This window comes from Mycolicibacterium parafortuitum (genome assembly GCF_002086815.1).
Lineage (GTDB): Bacteria > Actinomycetota > Actinomycetes > Mycobacteriales > Mycobacteriaceae > Mycobacterium > Mycobacterium parafortuitum.
This window is the reverse complement of the sequence record NZ_MVID01000015.1, coordinates 88,448-108,947: the sequence shown is the minus strand read 5'-3', so window position 1 is coordinate 108,947 and position 20,500 is coordinate 88,448. Positions and strand designations below refer to the sequence as shown.

General features: G+C 69.8%; 19 protein-coding genes and 1 tRNA gene. 14 read left to right on the top strand and 6 right to left on the bottom strand.

Annotation, left to right across the window (positions count from 1 at the left end):
* Positions 1-82 precede the first annotated feature (82 nt).
* Positions 83-706, top strand: a complete 624-nt coding sequence (locus BST38_RS16975; RefSeq protein ID WP_083144513.1) for a TetR/AcrR family transcriptional regulator — start codon at positions 83-85, stop codon at positions 704-706.
* Here BST38_RS16975 and BST38_RS16970 read toward each other — a convergent pair.
* On the bottom strand, positions 696-1,337 hold the full coding sequence (locus BST38_RS16970; RefSeq protein ID WP_083144512.1) for an NADPH-dependent F420 reductase: 642 nt from the start codon (positions 1,335-1,337) through the stop codon (positions 696-698). The genes BST38_RS16975 and BST38_RS16970 overlap by 11 nt on opposite strands.
* Positions 1,338-1,503: 166 nt before the next feature.
* Between BST38_RS16970 and BST38_RS16965 the strand changes: the two genes are divergently transcribed.
* Together BST38_RS16965 and BST38_RS16960 are read left to right on the top strand one after the other, a co-directional pair.
* On the top strand, positions 1,504-2,943 hold the full coding sequence (locus BST38_RS16965) for a nitrate/nitrite transporter (RefSeq protein ID WP_083144511.1): 1,440 nt from the start codon (positions 1,504-1,506) through the stop codon (positions 2,941-2,943).
* Between the two features lie 3 nt (positions 2,944-2,946).
* Positions 2,947-6,765, top strand: coding sequence for a bifunctional nitrate reductase/sulfite reductase flavoprotein subunit alpha (locus tag BST38_RS16960; RefSeq protein WP_083144510.1), 3,819 nt, complete (start codon positions 2,947-2,949; stop codon positions 6,763-6,765).
* Positions 6,766-6,840: 75 nt separating this feature from the next.
* Here BST38_RS16960 and BST38_RS16955 read toward each other — a convergent pair whose 3' ends face one another.
* Together BST38_RS16955 and BST38_RS16950 are read right to left on the bottom strand one after the other, a co-directional pair.
* Positions 6,841-8,157, bottom strand: coding sequence for an acyltransferase family protein (locus BST38_RS16955; protein ID WP_083144509.1), 1,317 nt, complete (start codon positions 8,155-8,157; stop codon positions 6,841-6,843).
* Positions 8,158-8,173: 16 nt separating this feature from the next.
* Positions 8,174-8,259, bottom strand: a tRNA-Leu gene (locus BST38_RS16950).
* A gap of 79 nt (positions 8,260-8,338) precedes the next feature.
* Here BST38_RS16950 and BST38_RS16945 point away from each other — a divergent pair.
* Complete coding sequence (locus tag BST38_RS16945; RefSeq protein WP_083144508.1) at positions 8,339-9,685, top strand: M20/M25/M40 family metallo-hydrolase; 1,347 nt, start codon at positions 8,339-8,341, stop codon at positions 9,683-9,685.
* Positions 9,686-9,712: 27 nt separating this feature from the next.
* Positions 9,713-10,249 carry a YbhB/YbcL family Raf kinase inhibitor-like protein gene (locus BST38_RS16940; RefSeq protein WP_083144507.1) on the top strand — a complete coding sequence of 179 codons (537 nt, stop codon included), beginning with the start codon at positions 9,713-9,715 and terminating at the stop codon, positions 10,247-10,249.
* A gap of 7 nt (positions 10,250-10,256) precedes the next feature.
* Here BST38_RS16940 and BST38_RS16935 read toward each other — a convergent pair whose 3' ends face one another.
* The 3 genes from BST38_RS16935 to BST38_RS16925 are packed head-to-tail and all read right to left on the bottom strand — an operon-like array spanning position 10,257 to position 12,615.
* Positions 10,257-11,318, bottom strand: a complete 1,062-nt coding sequence (locus tag BST38_RS16935; RefSeq protein WP_083144506.1) for a quinone-dependent dihydroorotate dehydrogenase — start codon at positions 11,316-11,318, stop codon at positions 10,257-10,259.
* Positions 11,318-11,578: a DUF5703 family protein gene (locus BST38_RS16930; RefSeq protein ID WP_083144505.1), complete on the bottom strand. Its 261-nt coding sequence runs from the start codon at positions 11,576-11,578 to the stop codon at positions 11,318-11,320. The genes BST38_RS16935 and BST38_RS16930 overlap by 1 nt, the downstream gene beginning before the upstream one ends.
* A complete protein-coding gene (locus tag BST38_RS16925; protein WP_083144504.1) occupies positions 11,575-12,615 on the bottom strand; it encodes an SMP-30/gluconolactonase/LRE family protein in 1,041 nt (346 codons plus the stop codon). Before BST38_RS16925 ends, BST38_RS16930 begins: the two co-directional genes overlap by 4 nt.
* 121 nt (positions 12,616-12,736) lie before the next feature.
* Between BST38_RS16925 and BST38_RS16920 the strand changes: the two genes are divergently transcribed.
* The 9 genes from BST38_RS16920 to BST38_RS16880 are packed head-to-tail and all read left to right on the top strand — an operon-like array spanning position 12,737 to position 20,470.
* Positions 12,737-13,048: a hypothetical protein gene (locus BST38_RS16920; protein WP_181792053.1), complete on the top strand. Its 312-nt coding sequence runs from the start codon at positions 12,737-12,739 to the stop codon at positions 13,046-13,048.
* Between the two features lie 58 nt (positions 13,049-13,106).
* Complete coding sequence (locus BST38_RS16915) at positions 13,107-13,937, top strand: undecaprenyl-diphosphate phosphatase (protein ID WP_083144503.1); 831 nt, start codon at positions 13,107-13,109, stop codon at positions 13,935-13,937.
* On the top strand, positions 13,934-14,626 hold the full coding sequence (locus BST38_RS16910; protein ID WP_083144502.1) for a histidine phosphatase family protein: 693 nt from the start codon (positions 13,934-13,936) through the stop codon (positions 14,624-14,626). Before BST38_RS16915 ends, BST38_RS16910 begins: the two co-directional genes overlap by 4 nt.
* 37 nt (positions 14,627-14,663) lie before the next feature.
* Positions 14,664-15,248: an Rv2134c family protein gene (locus BST38_RS16905; RefSeq protein ID WP_083144501.1), complete on the top strand. Its 585-nt coding sequence runs from the start codon at positions 14,664-14,666 to the stop codon at positions 15,246-15,248.
* Complete coding sequence (locus BST38_RS16900; protein ID WP_083144500.1) at positions 15,235-16,041, top strand: Rv2133c family protein; 807 nt, start codon at positions 15,235-15,237, stop codon at positions 16,039-16,041. The genes BST38_RS16905 and BST38_RS16900 overlap by 14 nt, the downstream gene beginning before the upstream one ends.
* Before the next feature lie 17 nt (positions 16,042-16,058).
* Positions 16,059-16,817 (top strand): 3'(2'),5'-bisphosphate nucleotidase CysQ, encoded by a 759-nt coding sequence (locus BST38_RS16895; protein ID WP_083144499.1) that lies wholly within the window; start codon positions 16,059-16,061, stop codon positions 16,815-16,817.
* 47 nt (positions 16,818-16,864) lie between these two features.
* On the top strand, positions 16,865-18,103 hold the full coding sequence (gene mshC, locus BST38_RS16890; RefSeq protein WP_083144498.1) for a cysteine--1-D-myo-inosityl 2-amino-2-deoxy-alpha-D-glucopyranoside ligase: 1,239 nt from the start codon (positions 16,865-16,867) through the stop codon (positions 18,101-18,103).
* Positions 18,104-18,131: 28 nt separating this feature from the next.
* A complete protein-coding gene (locus tag BST38_RS16885; RefSeq protein ID WP_083144497.1) occupies positions 18,132-19,019 on the top strand; it encodes an SDR family oxidoreductase in 888 nt (295 codons plus the stop codon).
* Positions 19,019-20,470, top strand: a complete 1,452-nt coding sequence (locus BST38_RS16880) for a DUF1254 domain-containing protein (protein WP_083144496.1) — start codon at positions 19,019-19,021, stop codon at positions 20,468-20,470. The genes BST38_RS16885 and BST38_RS16880 overlap by 1 nt, the downstream gene beginning before the upstream one ends.
* Positions 20,471-20,500: the final 30 nt, after the last annotated feature.

The following is a 20,500-nucleotide window of genomic DNA, read 5'->3' as shown; positions in this document are numbered from 1 at the left end:
TAATCATACAAATGCGGGCCGCTCTGTATGATTACTGGACGCCCGGGTGCGAGTCAATCCCTGTGCTACCGTCGGCAGCACGATGGCACGCAAACGCCGAGGTTGGGGCGGTGATCCGCCCGCCACCGACGACGAGGCCGCGCAGCGTATCGTCGCCGCCGCCGTCGAGCTGATCGCCGAGACCGGAGCGGCCATCACGATCGCCGACGTCGCGGAGTCCCTCGGGGTGATCCGCCAGACCGTCTACCGCTACTTCCCGACCGCCGATGAGCTGATGCGTGCCGCCGCGATCGCCTCGGTGGACGGCTTCCTCGACCGCCTCGCCGTGCACGTGCGCGGAATCCACGACCCCGCCGACGCGATGACCGAAGGCTTCCTGTTCACCCTTGAGGCCGTTGCGACGACGCCCCATCTGGGGATCGTGCTGTCGGCGCCGAATGCGGCGGCCGGACCGAGGCACGTCGCGTCGGCGCTGGCGCAGGACTTCGGCATGCGGATGATCACGCGCTTCGACGTGGACTGGGCGGGTTTCGGCTACGACGACGCCGCGCTCCGTGACCTCGTCGAGTTCACGCTGCGGACCATGCTGTCGTTCTTCGTCGCGCCCAACGACCCGTCGCGGTCACCCGAGGAGCTGCGGCGGTTTCTGCGCCGTTGGCTGGGCAGCGCGATCCTGGCGCAGCGCGCCGACGACCTCACGCGGTAGCGAGGTCCATCTCGGCCGGGTTCGATCCGGTGATCGCCTGCGACACAAAGCTCTTGGTGGTCAATGGTCCACCGAACTGCTGCAGCAGCCCGCCTTCGGCGTTGCGGCCGAGATCCACCGGCTCGAAACCGAACTGCGAGATCAGTTGCGCGATCTCGGAATTGGCGCCCGAGTGGTTCCCAGAGACGAAGAGCACCCGCCGGCCACCGCGGCCGTCGCCGGGTTCGTGCGCGAGGATCTTGGCCCACGTATGTCCGAACGCCTTCACCACGCGGGCCCCGACAGCCCACTGTCCGACCAGGTCCGAGGATGCCCGCCCGCCCAGGTCCGCCGGACCGAAGGTGGCGAAGTCGATCGCGTTGGTCGCGTCGACGACGATCCTGTCCTGCCAGTCGGCGACGCGGCCGACGAGCTCGCGGACACTGCCGAACGGCACCGCGAGGATGACGACGTCCGCCTCGAGTGCCTCGGCGACCTCGACGGCGGTCACGTGGGGGCCGAGGGCGTCGGCGGTGCCGCGCAGCGCCTCGACACCACGGGACGCGGCCAGGCCCACGTCGATGCCGCTGCGGACGAAATGGCCGGCGAGTGCCGTCCCGATGTTGCCTGCTCCGATGATGGCGTATCGCATGACGTGCTCCCCAGTCCGCATTTACATGATGCGTCACGCAACCGCAGGTGGCTGTCGCCTATTCCCCGTGGATCCCGTGGTTCACAACGCCAGCGCCTCACCGTGAGCCCGACCCGGATGTGAGAACGAGTTTTCTCGGCGGTCACCGACGTGCAACGGACCGGGAATGACCTCGGCTTTCACTGGGCGCATGGCGAAACGAACGCGCGATATCGAAACCTGGGACCCCGAAGACGTCGAGGCCTGGGAGTCGGGTGGCAAGAACATTGCGAAACGCAACCTGATCTGGTCGGTCGTCGCCGAGCACGTCGGCTTCTCGGTGTGGTCGATCTGGTCGGTCATGGTGCTGTTCATGCCGCAGGACGTCTACGGCATCGACGCGGCGGGCAAGTTCTACCTGGTCGCCGTCCCCACCCTGGTCGGCGCGTTCGTCCGGATCCCGTACACCATCGCCCCGGCGAAGTTCGGCGGCCGCAACTGGACGATCGTCAGCGCACTGCTGCTGCTCATCCCGACGCTGCTGACGCTGTACTACATGAAGAACCCGGCGTCCTACACCACCTACATGGTGATCGCCGCGTTCGCCGGGCTGGGCGGCGGCAACTTCGCGTCGTCGATGACCAACATCAACGCGTTCTACCCGCAACGGCTCAAAGGCTGGGCGCTGGGACTCAACGCCGGCGGCGGCAACATCGGGGTGCCCGTCATCCAGCTGATCGGTCTGCTGGTCATCGCCACCGTCGGGAATGCCCGGCCCGAAATCGTCTGCGCCATCTACCTTGTCGCGATCAGCGCCGCCGCCGTCGGTGCCGCGCTGTTCATGGACAACCTGCGCAACCAGAAGTCGAACTTCCGCGCGCTGGTGGAGGCCATGAAATTCAAGCACTCCTGGGTGATGAGCTTCCTGTACATCGGGACCTTCGGCTCGTTCATCGGGTTCTCGTTCGCGTTCGGTCAGGTGCTTCAGATCAACTACCTCGCCGGTGGCGACACCCCCGCTCAGGCATCGCTGCACGCGGCCCAGATCGCGTTTCTGGGACCGCTTCTCGGCTCGATCTCGCGCCCGTACGGCGGCAAGCTCGCCGACCGCGTCGGAGGCGGCAAGATCACCCTGTACGTGTTCGTGGCGATGATGTTCGCCGCGGGCATCCTCGTCGCGACGGGCGTGATGGACGACGGAGCTACTGGAGCGCCGACGGGAGCCCAGATGATCGGCTACGTCGCCGGGTTCATCCTGCTGTTCATCCTGTCCGGGCTTGGCAACGGGTCCACCTACAAGATGATCCCGTCGATCTTCGAGGCCAAGGCCCAGGGCCGGGACGACCTGAGCAAGGACGAGAAGGCGGCCTGGTCGCGCGCGATGTCGGGAGCCTTGATCGGCTTCGCCGGCGCGGTCGGCGCGCTCGGCGGCGTGTTCATCAACGTGGTGCTGCGCGCGTCCTACGTCAGCGACGCGAAGTCGGCCACCAACGCGTTCTGGGTGTTCCTGGTCTTCTACGTGGTGTGCGCGTTCGTGACCTGGTTCGTGTTCCTGCGGCTGCAGGAGCACCGGGTGCACAGTGGCGAGCACATCGGCCGCACGTCGGCGCCGGTCCCCGTCGGGTAGCGCGTGACCCGAACCGCCTGTTCCTACTGCGGGGTCGGGTGCGGGATCTCCGTGGAGACCCGCACCGACCCCGCGACGGGTGCACCCGTGATCGCCCGGGTGTCCGGGGACACGCTGCATCCGACCAACTTCGGCAGGCTGTGCACCAAGGGGGCCACCCACGCCGAGATGATGGCCGCCACCGACGGCCGGCTGACCACGGCGCTGCGGCGACCGTCCCGCGACGCGGATCCGGTCGCCGTCGGCGTTGACGAGGCGCTCGCCGAGGCCGGCGCGCGGTTGCGCGCGATCGTCGACGAACACGGCCCCGACGCGGTCGCGCTCTACGTGTCGGGGCAGATGTCCATCGAGGCACAGTATCTGGCCACCAAACTGGCCAAGGGTTATCTGCGCACCGTGCACATCGAGTCCAACTCCCGGCTGTGCATGGCCAGTGCGGGCACCGGGTTCAAACAATCCCTCGGCGCCGACGGACCGCCCGGCTCCTACACCGATTTCGACTGCACCGACCTGTTCTTCGTGATCGGCTCGAACATGGCCGACTGCCATCCGATCCTGTACCTGCGGATGGCCGACCGGCTCAAGGCCGGAGCCGAACTCATCGTCGTCGACCCGCGCCGCACCGCCACCGCGGACAAGGCGGACCTGTACCTACCGATCCGGCCCGGCACGGATCTGGCGCTGCTCAACGGGATCCTGCACCTGCTCGTCGAGAACGACGCCATAGACCGCGATTTCATCGCCGCGCACACCGAGGGCTGGGACGCGATGCCCGCGTTCCTCGCCGACTACCCGCCGCACCGCGTCGCCGAGATCACCGGGCTGGCCGAGGCCGACATCCGTCGTGCCGCGGACATGATCGCCGCGGCCGGAGACTGGATGACCTGCTGGACCATGGGCCTGAACCAGAGCACCCACGGCACCTGGAACACCAACGCGATCTGCAATCTGCACCTGGCCACCGGAACGATCTGCCGCCCCGGCAGCGGCCCGATGTCGCTGACCGGGCAGCCCAACGCGATGGGCGGACGCGAGATGGGCTACATGGGACCCGGGCTGCCCGGCCAGCGCGCGGTGTCCTCGGCCGATGACCGCGCGTTCGTCGAAACCCAGTGGGACCTCGAACCCGGCACCATCCGCGCCGACGTCGGCCCGGGAACCGTCGAGATGTTCCGTCGCATGGGCAGCGGAGACATCAAGGCGGCGTGGGTGATCTGCACCAATCCCGTTGCCAGCATGGCGAATCGGGACACCGTCATCGCCGGGCTGCGCGCCGCCGAACTGGTGATCACCCAGGACGCGTACACCGACACCGCCACAAACCGCTACGCCGACATCGTCCTGCCCGCCACGTTGTGGGCCGAGGCCGACGCGGTGATGGTCAACTCCGACCGCACCCTGACCCTGCTGCAGCAGTCACTGCCGCCGGCCGGGGACGCGCGGCCGGACTGGGAGCTGATCTGCGGGGTGGCCCGTCATCTCGGGTTCGGCGACGCGTTCGACTACAAGTCCAGCGAGCAGATCTTCGACGAGATTCGCCGCTTCCACAATCCGCGCACCGGTTACGACCTGCGCGGGATCAGCTACGAGCGGCTGCGGGACACGCCGGTGCAGTGGCCGTGCCCGTCGCAGGAGGCGCCCGAGGCCAACCCGGTCCGCTACGTCAACGACGGTGTGTCACAAGACCTCCACACCGACGCCGATGGCCGCATCCCACGGCTGGCGTTCGCGACCCCGTCACGACGCGCGGTGTTCCACGCCCGCCCGCACCTCGAGCCGGCCGAGGTGCCCGACGAGGACTACCCGATGATTCTCAACACCGGCCGGCTGCAGCACCAGTGGCACACCATGACCAAGACCGGCAGGGTGGCCACCCTCAACAAGCTCAATCCCGGCCCGTTCGTCGAGATCCACCCCGACGACGCCGCCGCGCTCGGGATCGCCGGCGGCCGCGACGTCGAACTGGTCACCCGGCGGGGCAGGGCGGTGCTGCCCGCGGTCGTCACGGAACGGATCCGGCCCGGCAGCACGTGGGTGCCGTTCCACTGGAACGACGAGCACGGCGAGAACCTGACGATCAACGCGCTGACCAACGACGCCGTCGACCCGGACTCGCTGCAGCCGGAGTTCAAGGTGTGCGCGGTGCGGCTCACCCCGGTTTCGGCCGACAGCGCGCCGGCGCTCATCGACGACGGCAGGCCGGGGCGCTACTCGCGGCTGGACACCGGGGAATCACCGCAGGACGCGCCGACCGGCCCGCTGGTGCTGTGGGCCTCGCAGACCGGCAACGCCGAGGAGTTCGCCGCAAAGCTGGGGGAGCGGCTCGGCGGCGCCCGGTTACGGGCGATGGACGACGCCGATTTGGCCCAACTGTCCGCTGCCGGTGACGTCGTGTTCGTGACGAGCACGTTCGGCGACGGCGGCCCGCCGGACAACGGGGCCGACTTCTGGAACCGCCTCGGATCGCCGGACGCCCCGGCCCTGGACGGCGTGCGCTACACCGTGCTCGGTATCGGCGACCGGTCCTACGGCGATTTCTGTGGACACGCCCGGTCACTGGACGACCGGCTCGCCGATCTGGGCGCCGCCCGGATGCTGGATCGTGCCGAATGCGAGGCCTACGACGAGCAGCCGATGGCGGCGTGGGCGGACTCCGTCGCCGAGTTGATCGGCGCCGACGTCGAGACCCGGACCGTGCGTCCCGAAATCACCGACCCCCCTGCCGTTTTCACCCGGGTGAACCCGGTGGCCGTCCCGCTGTGCCGCAACGTGCGGCTCACCCCGCCCGGGTCGGACAAGGACGTCCGGCAGATCGGGTTCGACATCAGCGCCCACGACGTCAGCTACAGCGTCGGTGACTCACTCGGGGTCTGGGTGGCCAATTCGCCTGCCGCCGTGCAGGATTGGCTGGAATCCACGGGTCTGCCCGGCGCGGAGGCGGTGATCGTCGACGGCGTGCAGATGTCGCTGCGGGAGGCGCTGACCTCGCACTACGACATCTGCAAGGTGACGCCGAACCTGGTGTCCTTCGTCGCCGAGCACTGCCCGGACGCGCGCGCCGTGAAGCGGCTGCGGGACATCAGCAAGGACACCAGAAACGGGCTCGACCTGGTCCGTGCAGTCCCGGTGCGCGCGGACCCGCAGCTGTGGCAGGAGGTGCTGGTCCGGCTGACGCCGCGGCAGTACTCGATCTCGTCGAGCCCGCTGGTCAGCCCGCACGAGGTGCAACTGACGATGTCGGTCGTACGCTACCGCGGCGCCGACGGCACCGCCCGCGGCGGCGTCGCGTCGACCTATCTGGCCGACCGGCCCGCCAACACTCCCGTCCCGGTGTTCGTGCAGCGCTCCCCGCACTTCCGGCCGCCCGCCGAATCCCACACCCCGATGATCATGGTCGGACCCGGCACCGGCGTCGCACCGTTCCGCGGGTTCCTGCAGGAGCGGCGCGCACTCGGGCACCGCGGCCCCAACTGGCTGTTCTTCGGCGACCGGCACCGCGACCAGAACTTCTACTACCGCGACGATCTGCTCGACATGGTCGACGACGGGTTCCTGAACCGGCTGGACCTCGCGTTCTCCCGGGACCAGCCGAAACGGGTCTACGTGCAACACAAGATGCTCGACTACGGCGCCGACGTGTGGCGCTGGCTCGACGACGGCGCCCACTTCTACGTGTGCGGTGACGCGACCCGGATGGCCCGCGACGTCGACGACGCGCTGACCGAGATCCTGCGCACGCACGCGAAGATGAGCTCCGACACCGCGCGGGAGTACAAGCGCGAGATGATCGCGGATAAACGCTACGTGCGCGACGTGTACTGATCCCCATTTCCCGCGAGCGTGCGTGTCTGCAGCCAACACGCCGCGCAATGCGTGAAGTTTGCGCACGTTGGCGGCTTACGCCTGTGTCTGCGCTCTGACCCGCGGGCGGGCCCCGACGAGCAGGACCCCCGCGACGAACAACACCGCCGTCGCCGCCGGGAACTCACCGTGCGGTGCGAAACCGTTCGAGGACAACAGGCTCAGCGCCAGCGCGCACGCCCCGGTCCCGGCGTACAGCATCCCCTCGGCCACCCCGGCGGGCACCGGCACGGCGAACGTCGGCGCCGCCGCCGCGAAGAACCGGCGCTGCCAGAACAACAGGCACAGCAGCGCCGCGGTCACTACGGCCAGCACCAGTTCCCACTCAAGGCGGGCCAGCCACCAGGCGCCCGAACCGAGCGGTGGCTGCGGCAGCAGACCGGCCGGATACGCGACCACGGTCACGACGATGACCGGCATCATGTGCCACAGGTACAGCGCCATCACGTTGTTGTTCGCGACGCCGAGGATCCTCGGCCACGCCCCGCGGGTGAGCGCACGGTTGAGCAGCGGCACGATCGCGAACAGCACCCCGATCTGCACCGTGGCCAACGCGAGCAGTGCCGCCGACGGCGGCGCGGAGTTCTCCACCCGATCGCCGGGCACCCCGATCATCGCGACCGGGTACGGCCCCCACGTCACCAGCAGCGGGAGTGCGACCGCCGCGGCCGCTGCCATCCCGGCCAGCAGGCGCCGGCCCAGAAGGCCGCCGTGCCAGGCGATCCCGAGCTGGTAGACCGCCGCCCAGCAGAAGAAGTAGTTCGCCATCCGGATCTCGTTGTAGCCCGTGACGATGCCCACCACGTCGACGACGACCAGGCATACCGCGAGGGCGGCCGGCGCGGCGAGGCCCCAGCGTCGATTGGCGGCGACGGCGAGCGGTGTCAGCGCGACGACCATCAGGTACACGGCCAGGAACCACAAGTGCATCGCGACCGCCCAGCCGCCGAGCTCGAGAACCGCGCCGTCGATGCCGCCGATCTTCAACGCGCCCATCACGACGAGGACGAACCCGGCGTAGACGGCGGTCGGACCGAGCACCCGGGCGACGCGGCGGCGGACCCATTCCTGGCGTGAGGCCGCGGCGTCCCGACGGCTCCATGACACCGCGCTCGCGTAACCCGCGACCGCGAAGAACACCGGCACCACCTGGAAGCCCCAGGTGAGCCACTGCGTCCACGGCATCAGGACGAGGGGATTGTCGCGGCCGAACTCGCCGTCGCGGTAGGTCATCACCGACAACAGCCAGTGACCGATCACGACGAGCATCACCGCGGCCGACCGGTAGAGGTCGAGGGCGAGCTCGCGAGGGGGACTGCCGGGGTGACCTCGCGAGGAGGAGTTCTGGGTCATTACGACCATTCTGGAGTGTCCGAGGGGGGACTTGAACCCCCACGCCCGTTAATAGGGCACTAGCACCTCAAGCTAGCGCGTCTGCCATTCCGCCACTCGGACCCGATGTGAGCGCCTAAGGCTAACGGATGAGCCGCCCCGGGCCCAAACCGGCAGACCCGTGCAGTGTTACAAAGGGACGGTGACTGGTTCCACGGGTGGTCAGCCCACGCCGAGCGACGAGGTCGTCCACCTCGTCAGCTCGCTCATCCGGTTCGACACCTCCAACACCGGGGAGCCGGCCACCACCAAGGGTGAGGCCGATTGCGCGCGCTGGGTCGCCGACCAACTCTCCGAGGTCGGCTACACCTGCGAGTACGTCGAGGCCGGCGCGCCGGGGCGGGCCAACGTGTTCGCGCGGCTGGAGGGCGCCGACCGCTCCCGCGGCGCGCTGATGCTGCACGGGCACCTGGACGTCGTGCCCGCCGAGGCGTCGGACTGGAGTGTGCACCCGTTCTCCGGGGCGGTCGAGGACGGCTACGTGTGGGGGCGCGGCGCGGTCGACATGAAGGACATGGTCGGGATGCTCATCGCGGTCGCCCGGCACTTCAAGCGCGCGGGCATCGTGCCGCCGCGCGACCTGGTGTTCGCGTTCGTCTCCGATGAGGAGGCCGGCGGCAACTTCGGCTGCAAATGGCTGGTCGAGAACCGTCCCGACCTGTTCGACGGCGTCACCGAGGCCGTCGGTGAGGTCGGCGGGTTCTCGCTGACGGTGCCGCGCCGCGACGGCGGGGAACGCCGGCTGTACCTGATCGAGACCGCCGAGAAGGCGATGCTGTGGATGCGCCTGACCGCACGGGGCCGCGCCGGGCACGGCTCGATGGTGCACGACGACAACGCCGTCACCGTGCTGTCGGAGGCCGTCGCCAGGCTCGGCAGGCACCGTTTCCCGATCGTGCTGACCGAATCGGTCGAACAGTTCCTCACCGCCGTCTCCGAGGAGACGGGCTACTCGTTCGATCCCGCGTCCCCCGATCTCGACGGCACGGTCGCCAAGCTCGGCGGCATCGCGCGCATCGTGGGCGCCACGCTGCGCGACACCGCGAACCCGACGATGCTCAAGGCCGGCTACAAGGCCAACGTGATCCCCGGCACCGCGGAGGCCGTGATCGACTGCCGGGTGCTGCCCGGCCGGCTCGCCGCGTTCGAGCGCGAGGTCGACGAGATCATCGGCCCCGACGTCACCCGGGAGTGGATCACCAACCTGCCGTCGTATGAGACTCCGTTCGAGGGTGCGCTGCTCGACGCGATGAACGGCGCGATCCTGGCCACCGATCCGGATGCGCGCACCGTGCCGTACATGCTCTCCGGCGGTACCGACGCAAAACACTTCGCCCGCTTGGGAATTCGCTGCTTCGGTTTCGCCCCGCTGCGGCTGCCGCCCGATCTGGACTTCGCCGCCCTGTTCCACGGCGTCGACGAACGGGTACCTGTCGATGCGCTGCAGTTCGGCGCGCAGGTGCTCGAGCACTTCCTGCTGCACTCGTAGAAATCCAACCGAAAGGATCTTCCCCTCATGGCGTTTGACTACGACCCGTATTCGTTCCTGCCGCAACTGCCCACCTTCACCGTCACCTCCGAGTCGTTCACCGACGGGCAGCCGTGGGGCAACGATCAGGTCAGCGGCATCATGGGCGCAGGCGGCTCCGACATCTCTCCGCAGTTGAGCTGGTCGGGCTTCCCCGAGGAGACCCGCAGCTTCGCCGTCACCGTCTACGACCCCGACGCGCCGACGGCGTCGGGTTTCTGGCACTGGGCCGTGTTCAACCTGCCCGCGACGGTCACCGACCTGCCCGCGGGTGTCGGTGACGGCAGCGCACAGGGATTCCCCGGTGACGCAGTCACTTTGGCCAACGACGCCGGTCTGAAGCGGTTCATCGGCGCCGCCCCGCCGGCCGGTCACGGCCCGCACCGCTACATCGTCGCGGTGCACGCGGTCGGTGTCGAGAAGCTCGACGTGCCCGCCGACGCGACCCCGGCCTACCTCGGGTTCAACCTGTTCGGGCACGCGATCGCCCGTGCCCTGATCACCGGCACCTACGAGCAGAAGTAGCGCGGCGCTACCGCGCGGCCGAGCCGACCGCCTCCGCCAGCCCGGAGAACCCGTGCGCGCGGAGGCGTTCGGCGATGCCGTCGTTGATCGTCTTGGCCCACGTCCCGCCGCCGTAGACGAACCCGGTGTAGCCCTGCAGCAGTGACGCGCCCGCGGTGATCCGTTCCCACGCGTCGTCGGCGGTCTCGATGCCGCCGACGCTGATCAGCACCAGCCGGTCACCGACGCGGGCGTGCAGGCGGCGCAGCACCTCCAGTGCGCGGCGGGCGACCGGCGGACCCGAGACCCCCCCAGCGCCGAGGTCGGCGACCCCGGGGGTGGCCAGCCCGTCGCGCGAGATCGTGGTGTTGGTCGCGACGATCCCGGCCAGGCCGAGTTCCACTGCGAGATCGGCGATCTCGTCGATGTCGCGGTCGGCGAGGTCGGGGGCGATCTTGACCAGCACCGGCGTCGACGTCTCGGCCAGGACGGCGGACAGGATGGGCCGCAGCGATTCGACCGACTGCAGGTCCCGCAGCCCAGGGGTGTTCGGCGAGCTGACGTTCACCACCAGGTAGGCGGCCAGCGAGCCGAGCAGCCGGGCGCTCTCGGCGTAGTCCGCCGGGGCGTCCTCCGGCGCGGTGACCTTCGTCTTGCCGATGTTCACGCCGATCGGCACGTCCGCTGCGCTGCGCGCGAGTCGCTGCGCGAGCGCGGCCGACCCGTGGTTGTTGAAGCCCATCCGGTTCAGCAGTGCGCGGTCGGCGGGCAGCCGGAACAGCCGCGGCTCCGGATTGCCGGGCTGCGCCTGCGCGGTCACGGTGCCGACCTCGGCATAACCGAAACCCAGTGCACCCCAAGTGTGTACGCCCAGACCGTCCTTGTCGAAACCCGCGGCCAGACCCAGTGGTGCCGGGAAGCGGACCCCGAACACGGTGGAGGCCAGCGCCGGATCGTGCGGTGCGAGACGCCGTGCCAGCCCGCGGCGCAGCGGGGCCGGCCCGGTCGCGGCCCGCAACCCGGCGAACACCCAGGTGTGGACGGTTTCGGGCGGGACCAGGAACAGGGCTTTGCGCAGTGCCGTGTACATCACAACCCCGGCTGATCGGGTCCCGCGGGGCCGTCCGCGCGCTTCTTGCGGCGCAGTAACACCCGTCGTGACCCGTCGGTGTACAGCCGGACCCGGTTGAGTTCCCAGCCGCGGTACTCGGCCTCGATGGACAGCCGGATCGACGCGGTCACCCTGGTCACGTCGGGCGGCAGGCGCAGCGGGATCCACTCGTACTCGGTGGAGTCCTCGGCGACGGCCTGGCTCCACGCCGCAGGCATCCTGGCTCGGCCCACACTCATCCGGCACCGCCGGCACCGGTGATGACCTGCACCCCGGCGCCGGAGCCCGACACCACGTACAGGGTGTCGGTGGTGTCGGCGTAGGCCAGGGAGTTCGGTTGCTGCACGGTCGGGTATCGCACCTTTTCGACGGGGATGCCGGTCGCCAGATCGTAACCAACCACGGTGTTGGACGCCGTCTGCGCCACCCAGGCGAGCCCTTGCGGGTTCTGCGAGCCTGCGATGCCGTACGGCGCGTCCGGCACCGGGTAGCGCTGCCGCAGGATCAGCGGCCGGACCCCGTACACCAGCAGCTCGTCGCCACGGGTGTCGGCGACGAGCACCCGGCCCGCGCCGTCGGTGGCCATCGTGGTGGCGCCGTCACCGGCGCGCAGCGCGTGCTCGGAGTTCGTCCCGTCCGGGTTCAGCGTCGTCACCGACGTCTGCCCGCGATCCAGAACGACGACGATATCGTCCTGTGCGACAAGGGCATCCACGCGCGCGAACATCTTCAGGCGGGCCTCGACGCCGCCGTCGGGTGAGGTCGTGACGACGGCGCCGTCGGCGCTGCCCAGCACGATCCGTCCGTCGGCGCGGCGCGTGATCGCGGTGAACTCGACATCCTGCTGCCCGTCCACGTCGACCCGTGTCACCGCACCGGTGTCGATGTCCAGGCGCAGGTACCCGCCCCGGGTCGCCAGATACGCCGTGCCGTCGCCGTCGCCGGCCACGGCGGTTGCCTCGGATTCCAGCTCCACCGAGGTCGGCGCGGCCGCCGCGTCGATCAGCGTCACCGTCGAGCGGTCCGCGCCGGAGGACAGCACCACCAGGCGCGCCGTCGCGTCGTCGAACACCGCGGCCTGTCCCGGCTGTGCCAGCGGGAGGACGGTTCCGGCCGGGGCCTCGGCCGCGGCGGGGGAGTCCGCGGCGCGCGCAGGTGTGATCGTCGGCGGCGGCGCGTCGACGGGATTGGACGAACACCCGGCGATCACCACCAGCGCCACTGCGGAGGCGGCCCAGCGACCGGCCCGGACTGCGGAGTTTGGGTGGGCAGACAACGGGTAGCTCTCGTTTCGGGTGGGTTGAAATTCGACCGAGGAGCCAGTCTATGCAACAGCGCGCAGTCGACCCATGGGCTCTGAGACAGCGGTCGGATCAGATGCCGGTATGGTACATACCATGACCCTTGCGGCGGACAACGATGTGGCCCGGCAGGGATTCGTCGTCGAGGACGTCACCACCGGCGTGCACGCCAGCGGGTTCGGTCAGCTCGGCGACGGCCGCAGCTTCTCGTTCTATGTCGAGCGCCAGTCGCTGGTGGTCGAGGTGTACCGCCCCCGGCTGCGCGGCCCGGTACCGCAGGCCGAGGACATCGTCGCGACGGCCAGCCGCAAGCTCACCGATATCGACATGACCGACGAGCGCAGCGTGATCGCCGCGGTCCGTGACACCGTCGCCGACGCCCAGCCGGTGACGCGCTCCGTGCGCTGACAGCCGCGCCGAGCCCCGCTTCCCGCGCCACGGTACGGTCGTCGTCGTGACGGGGGAGATGTCGTGGCTGCAGGTCGTCGTCCTGTCGGTGCTGCAGGGACTCACCGAATTCCTGCCCGTCTCGTCGTCCGGTCACCTCGCCATCACCTCGCGGGTGTTCTTCGACGATGACGCGGGCGCGTCGTTCACCGCAGTCAGCCAGCTCGGCACCGAGGCCGCGGTGCTGGTGTTCTTCGCCCGCGACATCGTGCGGATCGTCAAGGCGTGGTTTGCCGGTCTGTTCACCGCCGAGCGGCGCGACGCCGACTACTGGCTGGGCTGGTGGGTGATCATCGGCACCCTGCCGATCAGCGTCATCGGCCTGCTGTTCAAAGACGAGATCCGGACCGGCGCACGCAATCTATGGCTGGTGGCCACCGCGATGATCGTGTTCTCGGTCGTGATCGCGGCCGCCGAATACGTGGGCAGGCAGACCCGCCGGGTCGAACAACTCACCTGGCGTGACGCGGTGATCGTCGGTTTCGCGCAGTGTCTGGCGCTGGTGCCCGGGGTGTCGCGCTCGGGCGCGACGATCAGCGCGGGCCTGTTCCTCGGTATGGAGCGCGAGTTGGCGGCCCGGTTCGGGTTCCTGCTCGCGATCCCGGCGGTGTTCGCGTCCGGCCTGTTCTCGCTGCCCGACGCGTTCGCACCGGTCGGGGAGGGGATGAGCGCCACCGGCCCGCAGCTGGTGGTGTCGATCGTGATCGCGTTCGTCGTCGGCTACGCCGCGGTGGCGTGGTTCCTGCGCTTCCTGGTCCGGCACAGCATGTACTGGTTCGTCGGATACCGCATCATCCTCGGCTCGGTGGTGCTCGTGCTGCTCGCGACAGGGACGGTGGCCGCGATATGACGGTTCTGCTGGTACGGCATGGCCGCTCGACGTCGAACACCGCGCACACGCTGGCCGGCCGCTCGGAAGGGGTCGACCTCGACGACCGCGGCCGTGAACAGGCCTCGGGTCTGGTCGACCGGCTCGGCGGGCTGCCCATCCGGGCCATCGTGCGTTCACCGCTGCTGCGCTGTGAGCGCACCGTCGAACCGCTGGCCGCCGCACTCGGGCTGCAACCGGTCGTCGAGGATCGCATCATCGAGGTCGACTACGGGTCCTGGACGGGCCGCAAGATCGCCGAACTGGTCAAAGAGCCGCTCTGGGCGGTGGTGCAGCAGCAACCCAGCGCCGCGGTGTTCCCCGACGGCGAGGGCCTGGCCGCCGTCCAGGCCCGCGCCGTCGCGGCGGTCCGCGAACACGACCGCAGGCTCGCCGACGAACACGGCGGCGACGTGGTGTGGGTCGCCTGCACCCACGGCGACGTGATCAAGTCGGTACTCGCCGACGCGCTCGGCACCCACCTGGACAGCTTCCAGCGGATCAACGCCGACCCCGCATCGGTCAGCGCGATCCGCTACACGCCGATGCGCCCGTTCGTGATCCACGTCAACCACACCGGCGGTGCGCTGAACGCCGCCCTCAACCAGCCCCCGAGTGAGACGAAAGACGTCCCGGCCGGCGACGCGGTGGTGGGCGGGTCCACCGACTGACGCGGCCCTGACCTTTGCCGGTATTTTGGACAGTGCCATGGCCCGCGCAATCCACGTCTTCCGCACACCCGACCGCTTCGTGGCCGGGACCGTCGGCCAACCGGGAAACCGGACCTTCTACCTGCAGGCCGTGCACGACAAGCGCGTCATCTCGGTCATTCTGGAAAAGCAGCAGGTGGCGGTGCTCGCCGAGCGGATCGCCGCGCTGTTGCTCGAGATCAACCGCCGCTTCGGCACCCCGATCCCGCCCGAGACCACCGACGTCGACGACCTCAGCCCGCTGGTCACCCCCGTCGACGCCGAATTCCGCGTCGGCACGATGGGCCTGGGCTGGGACTCCGAAGCCCAGACCGTCGTGGTGGAGCTGCTCGCGGTGTCCGAGACCGAGTTCGACGCGTCCGTCGTGCTCGACGACGCCGAGGACGGACCCGACGCGGTGCGGGTGTTCCTGACCCCCGAGTCGGCCCGCCAGTTCGCCGCCCGCTCCAACCGGGTCATCTCGGCGGGCCGGCCGCCGTGCCCGCTGTGCGAGGAGCCGCTGGACCCCGAAGGCCACATCTGCGTCCGGACCAACGGTTACCGGCGCGGTGCCCTGAGCGGGTCCGACGATGACGAGCTCTGAGATCCTCCAGCGCGGCGAGCTGGTGGTGCTCGGCCGGATCCGGTCGGCGAGCAACGCGACCTTCCTGTGCGAGGCCACCCTCGACGGCGGCACCGAGCACTGTGTCTACAAACCGGTGCGCGGCGAGGCGCCGCTGTGGGATTTCCCCGACGGCACGTTGGCCGGCCGCGAGGTGTCGTCGTACCTGATCTCCGCGGCGCTGGAGTGGAATGTGGTGCCCTACACCATCATCCGGGACGGGCCGGCCGGGCCGGGGATGTTGCAGCGGTGGGTCGACCAGCCCGGTGACGCAGACCCCGACGCCGAGGGGGAGACCGGACCCGATCTGATCGACCTCGTCCCGGCGGGCAAGGTGCCGCCGGGGTTCCTGCCGATCCTGCAGGCCTACGACTATGCCGGCGACGAGGTGACCCTGGTGCACGCCGACGACGAGCGACTGCGCCGCATCGCGGTGTTCGACGTGTTGATCAACAACGCCGACCGCAAGGGCGGACACGTCCTGCAGGGCATCGACGGCAGCGTCTACGGCGTCGACCACGGGGTCACGCTGCACGAAGAGGACAAGCTGCGCACCGTGCTGTGGGGCTGGGCGGGCAAACCGGTCGACGACGAAACCCTGGCCGATGTCGAGAAACTCGGCGAGGCGCTCAAGGCCGATCTGGGTGCGGAGCTGTGCAACCACATCACGCCGCGAGAAGTCGCCGCATTACGGGCCAGAGTCGTTGCCCTGCTGCGCAATCCAGTGATGCCGACACCCGACCGTCGGCGGCCGATCCCATGGCCCGCGTTCTGACGTGATGTACTTGCGCGGTGACTCTCACCGACGCAGCACTGGCCGCCACGGTGGCCGAGGAGGCCGGTGAGCTGCTGCTCGCGATGCGCGAGCAGATCGGGTTCTACGATCCCTACGACCTGGGCGACGCCGGCGACGCGCGCGCCAACACGCTGATCCTCGACCGGCTGCGCCGCGCGCGCCCGAATGACGCGATCCTGTCCGAGGAGGCCGTCGACGACGTGTCCCGGGTCGACGCCGACCGGGTCTGGATCGTCGACCCCGTCGACGGCACCCACGAGTACTCCATGCCGGGCCGCGCCGACTGGGCCGTGCACATCGCGCTGTGGCGGCGGGACGCGGGCACGATCACCGACGCCGCGGTCGCGCTGCCGGCCCGCGGCGAGGTGTACCGCAGCGACACCGTCGTGCCCCCGCCGCCGCGTGCCGACGGACCGATCCGGATCACCGCCAGTTCCAACCGTCCGCCCGCCGTGCTGTGGCGGATCCGCGAACAGCTCGACGTCGAGCTCTACCGGATCGGGTCGGCAGGGGCGAAGGCCATGGCCGTGGTCCGCGGCGACGTGGACGCCTACCTGCACGCCGGCGGGCAGTGGGAGTGGGACTCCGCGGCACCGGCCGGGGTGCTGTGGGCGGCGGGCCTGCACGCGACCCGCCTCGACGGCTCCCCGCTGATCTACAACCGCCGCGACCCGTACCTGCCGGACCTGCTGATGTGCCGACCCGAGGTCGCCGGGGATCTACTGGAGACGATCTGGTCGGCCTACCGGGAATGAATCGGCCGTCGGAGTTGTCGCACACCACGATGTCTAAAGTCGACGCCATGAAATCGTGGTCCGCGCCTGACGTTCCGGTGCTTCCGGGGCGTGGGCCCCAGCTGCGCCTCTACGACAGCGCCGACCGCCAGGTGCGACCGGTCGCCGCGGGGACGACCGCCACGATGTACGTCTGCGGGATCACCCCGTACGACGCGACCCACCTCGGTCACGCCGCGACCTATCTGACCTTCGATCTGGTCAACCGGGTGTGGCGCGACGGCGGCCACGACGTGCACTACGTGCAGAACATCACCGACGTCGACGACCCGCTGTTCGAACGCGCCCAGCGCGACGGCATCGGCTGGCGCGAACTCGGCGACCGTGAGACCGAGCTGTTCCGCGAGGACATGGCCGCGCTGCGGGTGCTGCCCCCGCGCGACTACGTGGCCGCCACCGAGGCGATCGCGGAGGTTGTCGAGGTGGTGGAGAAGCTGCTGGCCTCCGGGGCCGCCTACGTCGTCGACGACGCCGAGTATCCCGATGTGTACTTCCACGCCGGCGCCACCGCCCAGTTCGGTTACGAGTCCGGCTTCGACCGCGACACCATGCTGGCGCTGTTCGCCGAACGCGGCGGCGACCCCGAGCGGGCGGGCAAACGGGATCCGCTCGACGCGCTGCTGTGGCGCGTCGAACGCCCCGGCGAGCCGAGCTGGCCGTCGCCGTTCGGCCCGGGACGGCCGGGCTGGCACGTGGAGTGCGCGGCGATCGCGATGACCCGCATCGGCAACGTGCTCGACATCCAGGGCGGAGGCAGCGACCTGGTGTTCCCGCACCACGAGTTCTCCGCCGCCCACGCCGAGTGCGTCTCCGGGGAGCGGCGCTTCGCCCGGCACTACGTCCACGCGGGCATGATCGGCTGGGATGGGCACAAGATGTCCAAGAGCCGCGGCAACCTCGTGCTGGTCTCCCAGCTGCGTCGCGACGGTGTCGACCCGGCCGCGATCCGCCTCGGGCTCTTCGCCGGGCACTACCGTCAGGACCGCTACTGGAGCCCCGAAGTGCTCGACGAGGCGCTGCAGCGGCTGCACCGGTGGCGCAGCGCGACCTCGCTGGACGCCGCGCCGGACGCCGGCGACGTCGTCGCCCGCGTCCGCCGCTACCTCGCCGACGACCTCGACACCCCCAAAGCGCTTGCCGCACTCGACGGTTGGGCCACCGACGCGCTGTCCTACGGGGGTCACGACCCCGACGCGGGGACGACGGTGGCCACCGCGGTCGACGCGCTGCTGGGTGTTCAGCTGTAAAACCGCTCCCGTGGAGTAGGTTTCGGCTGTGCCTACAGCGCGGTCGATCGCCGGGAGAACCGTCTTCATCACCGGAGGAGCCCGCGGCGTCGGCGCCGAGGTGGCACGCCGCCTGCACGCCAGGGGAGCCAACCTCGTCCTCACCGACCTCGACGAGGCGGCGCTGGCCGAGCTGCGGGACCGGCTGGGAGCGCAGCGCGTGCACACCGTGGTCGCCGACGTGCGGGAGCTGACCGACATGCAGGCCGCCGCGGACGCGGCCGTCGAACGATTCGGCGGCATCGACGTGGTGATGGCCAACGCCGGGATCGCGTCCTACGGTTCGGTGCTCCAAGTCGATCCGCAGGCGTTCCGCACGTTGATGGACGTCAACGTGCTCGGCGTGTTCCACACCGTGCGCGCCACGCTGCCGTCGGTGCTGCAGCGGCGCGGATACGTGCTGGTCGTGTCGTCGCTGGCCGCCTACGCGGCATCGCCCGGGCTGGCGCCGTACCACGCGTCCAAGGCCGCTGTGGAGCACCTCGCCAACGCGCTGCGCCTGGAAGTCGGATACCGCGGTGTCGACGTCGGCACCGCACACATGTCCTGGATCGACACCCCGCTGGTCCGGGACGCCCGGGCCGACCTGCCGACGTTCACCGAGATGGTCAGCAAGCTGCCGCCCCCGCTGAACCGGACCACGTCGGTCGAGGCCTGCGGGAAGGCGTTCGTCGCCGGCATCGAGCGGCGCAAACGGCGGATCAACAGTCCGGGATGGGTCGGGGCGATGCGATGGCTCAAACCGCTGCTGTCGACACCGCTCGGCGAGGCGCCGGTCGTCAAGCTCGTGCCCGATCTGCTGCCGCGGATGGACGCCGAGGTGGCCGCCCTCGGCCGGTCGATGGGTACCCGCACCGCGGATCTGGAGGAACGGTAATGCGGACAGTGCGTCGTCTGACGGCCGTGTTGGCCGCGCTGGTACTGCTGGCCGGCTGCGGCACCGACTCGGGGTCGCAGCAGGCTGACACCTCGACCTCGTCGGCCCCGCCGCCCGCCGCCGCGCAGGTGACCCCCGAACAAGCCCGCGCGATCGCGAAAGAGGCCTACATCTACGGCTTTCCGCTCGTCGACAACTACCGCGTGCAGTACAGCTACTTCGTCGACAAGCAGGACCCCGAGTACAAGGGCGGCTGGAACGCGATCCACAACACCGCACGGGTCTCCACGCCCGCCGACAAGGCCATCCAGACGCCGAACTCGGACACCCCGTACTCGTTCGTCGGGGCCGACCTGCGCACCGAACCGCTGGTGCTGACCGTCCCGCCGATCGAGCAGGACCGCTACTACTCGCTGCAGTTCGTCGACGGCTACACCTACAACTTCGCCTACGTCGGCAGCCGCACCACCGGCAACGGTGGCGGCAGGTACCTGCTCGCCGGCCCGAATTGGCAGGGCGAGAAACCCGAGGGCGTCGACGAGGTGATCCGGTCGGACACCGAGCTCGCGTTCGTGTTGTACCGCACGCAGCTGTTCGGCCCGACCGACCTCGACGCGGTCAAGAAGATCCAGGACGGCTATCAGGTCGCGCCGCTGTCGGTGTTCCTGAACCAGCCGTCCCCGGAACCTGCGCCGGCGATCGACTTCGTGCCGCCGCTGACCGCCGAACAGCAGCGCACCTCGCCGCAGTTCTTCGAGATCCTGAACTTCGCGTTGCGGTTCGCCCCGGTGCTGCCCGAGGAGCGCGAACTGCGCGACCGGTTCGCCACGATCGGCATCGGCCCCGACGGCGACTACGACGCCGACACGCTGTCGCCGGAGATGCGCGCCGCGGTCGAGGGCGGAATCGCCGACGCGTGGGCGGAGTTCGATGCGTTCAAGAAGAACGAGGTCGACACCGGCAAGGTCACCTCGGCGCAGTTCTTCGGCACCCGGGACGAGCTCAAGGGCAACTATCTGTACCGGATGGCCGGCGCGGCGCTGGGCATCTACGGCAACACCGCCGCCGAGGCGATCTACCCCGCCGCGTTCAACGACGCCGCCGGTGAGCCGCTGACCGGTGCGAACAACTACGTGTACCGGTTCGCGCCCGGTCAGCTGCCGCCGGTCAACGCGTTCTGGTCGGTGACCATGTACGAGTTGCCCGCCAGCCTGCTCGTCGACAACCCGATCGACCGCTACCTGATCAACTCGGCGATGCTGCCGACCCTGGTGCCCGACGTCGACGGCGGCTACACGCTGTACGTGCAGAACGCCTCACCGGGCCCGGAGAAGGAGCCGAACTGGCTGCCCGCGCCGAAGGGGCCGTTCGGGTTGGTGCTGCGGCTGTACTGGCCCAAACCGGACGCCCTCAACGGGACCTGGACGGCCCCGGTGCCCGAGAAGGTCTGATCCCGCAGGCGTCGGCTGCGAGTGTGGGCC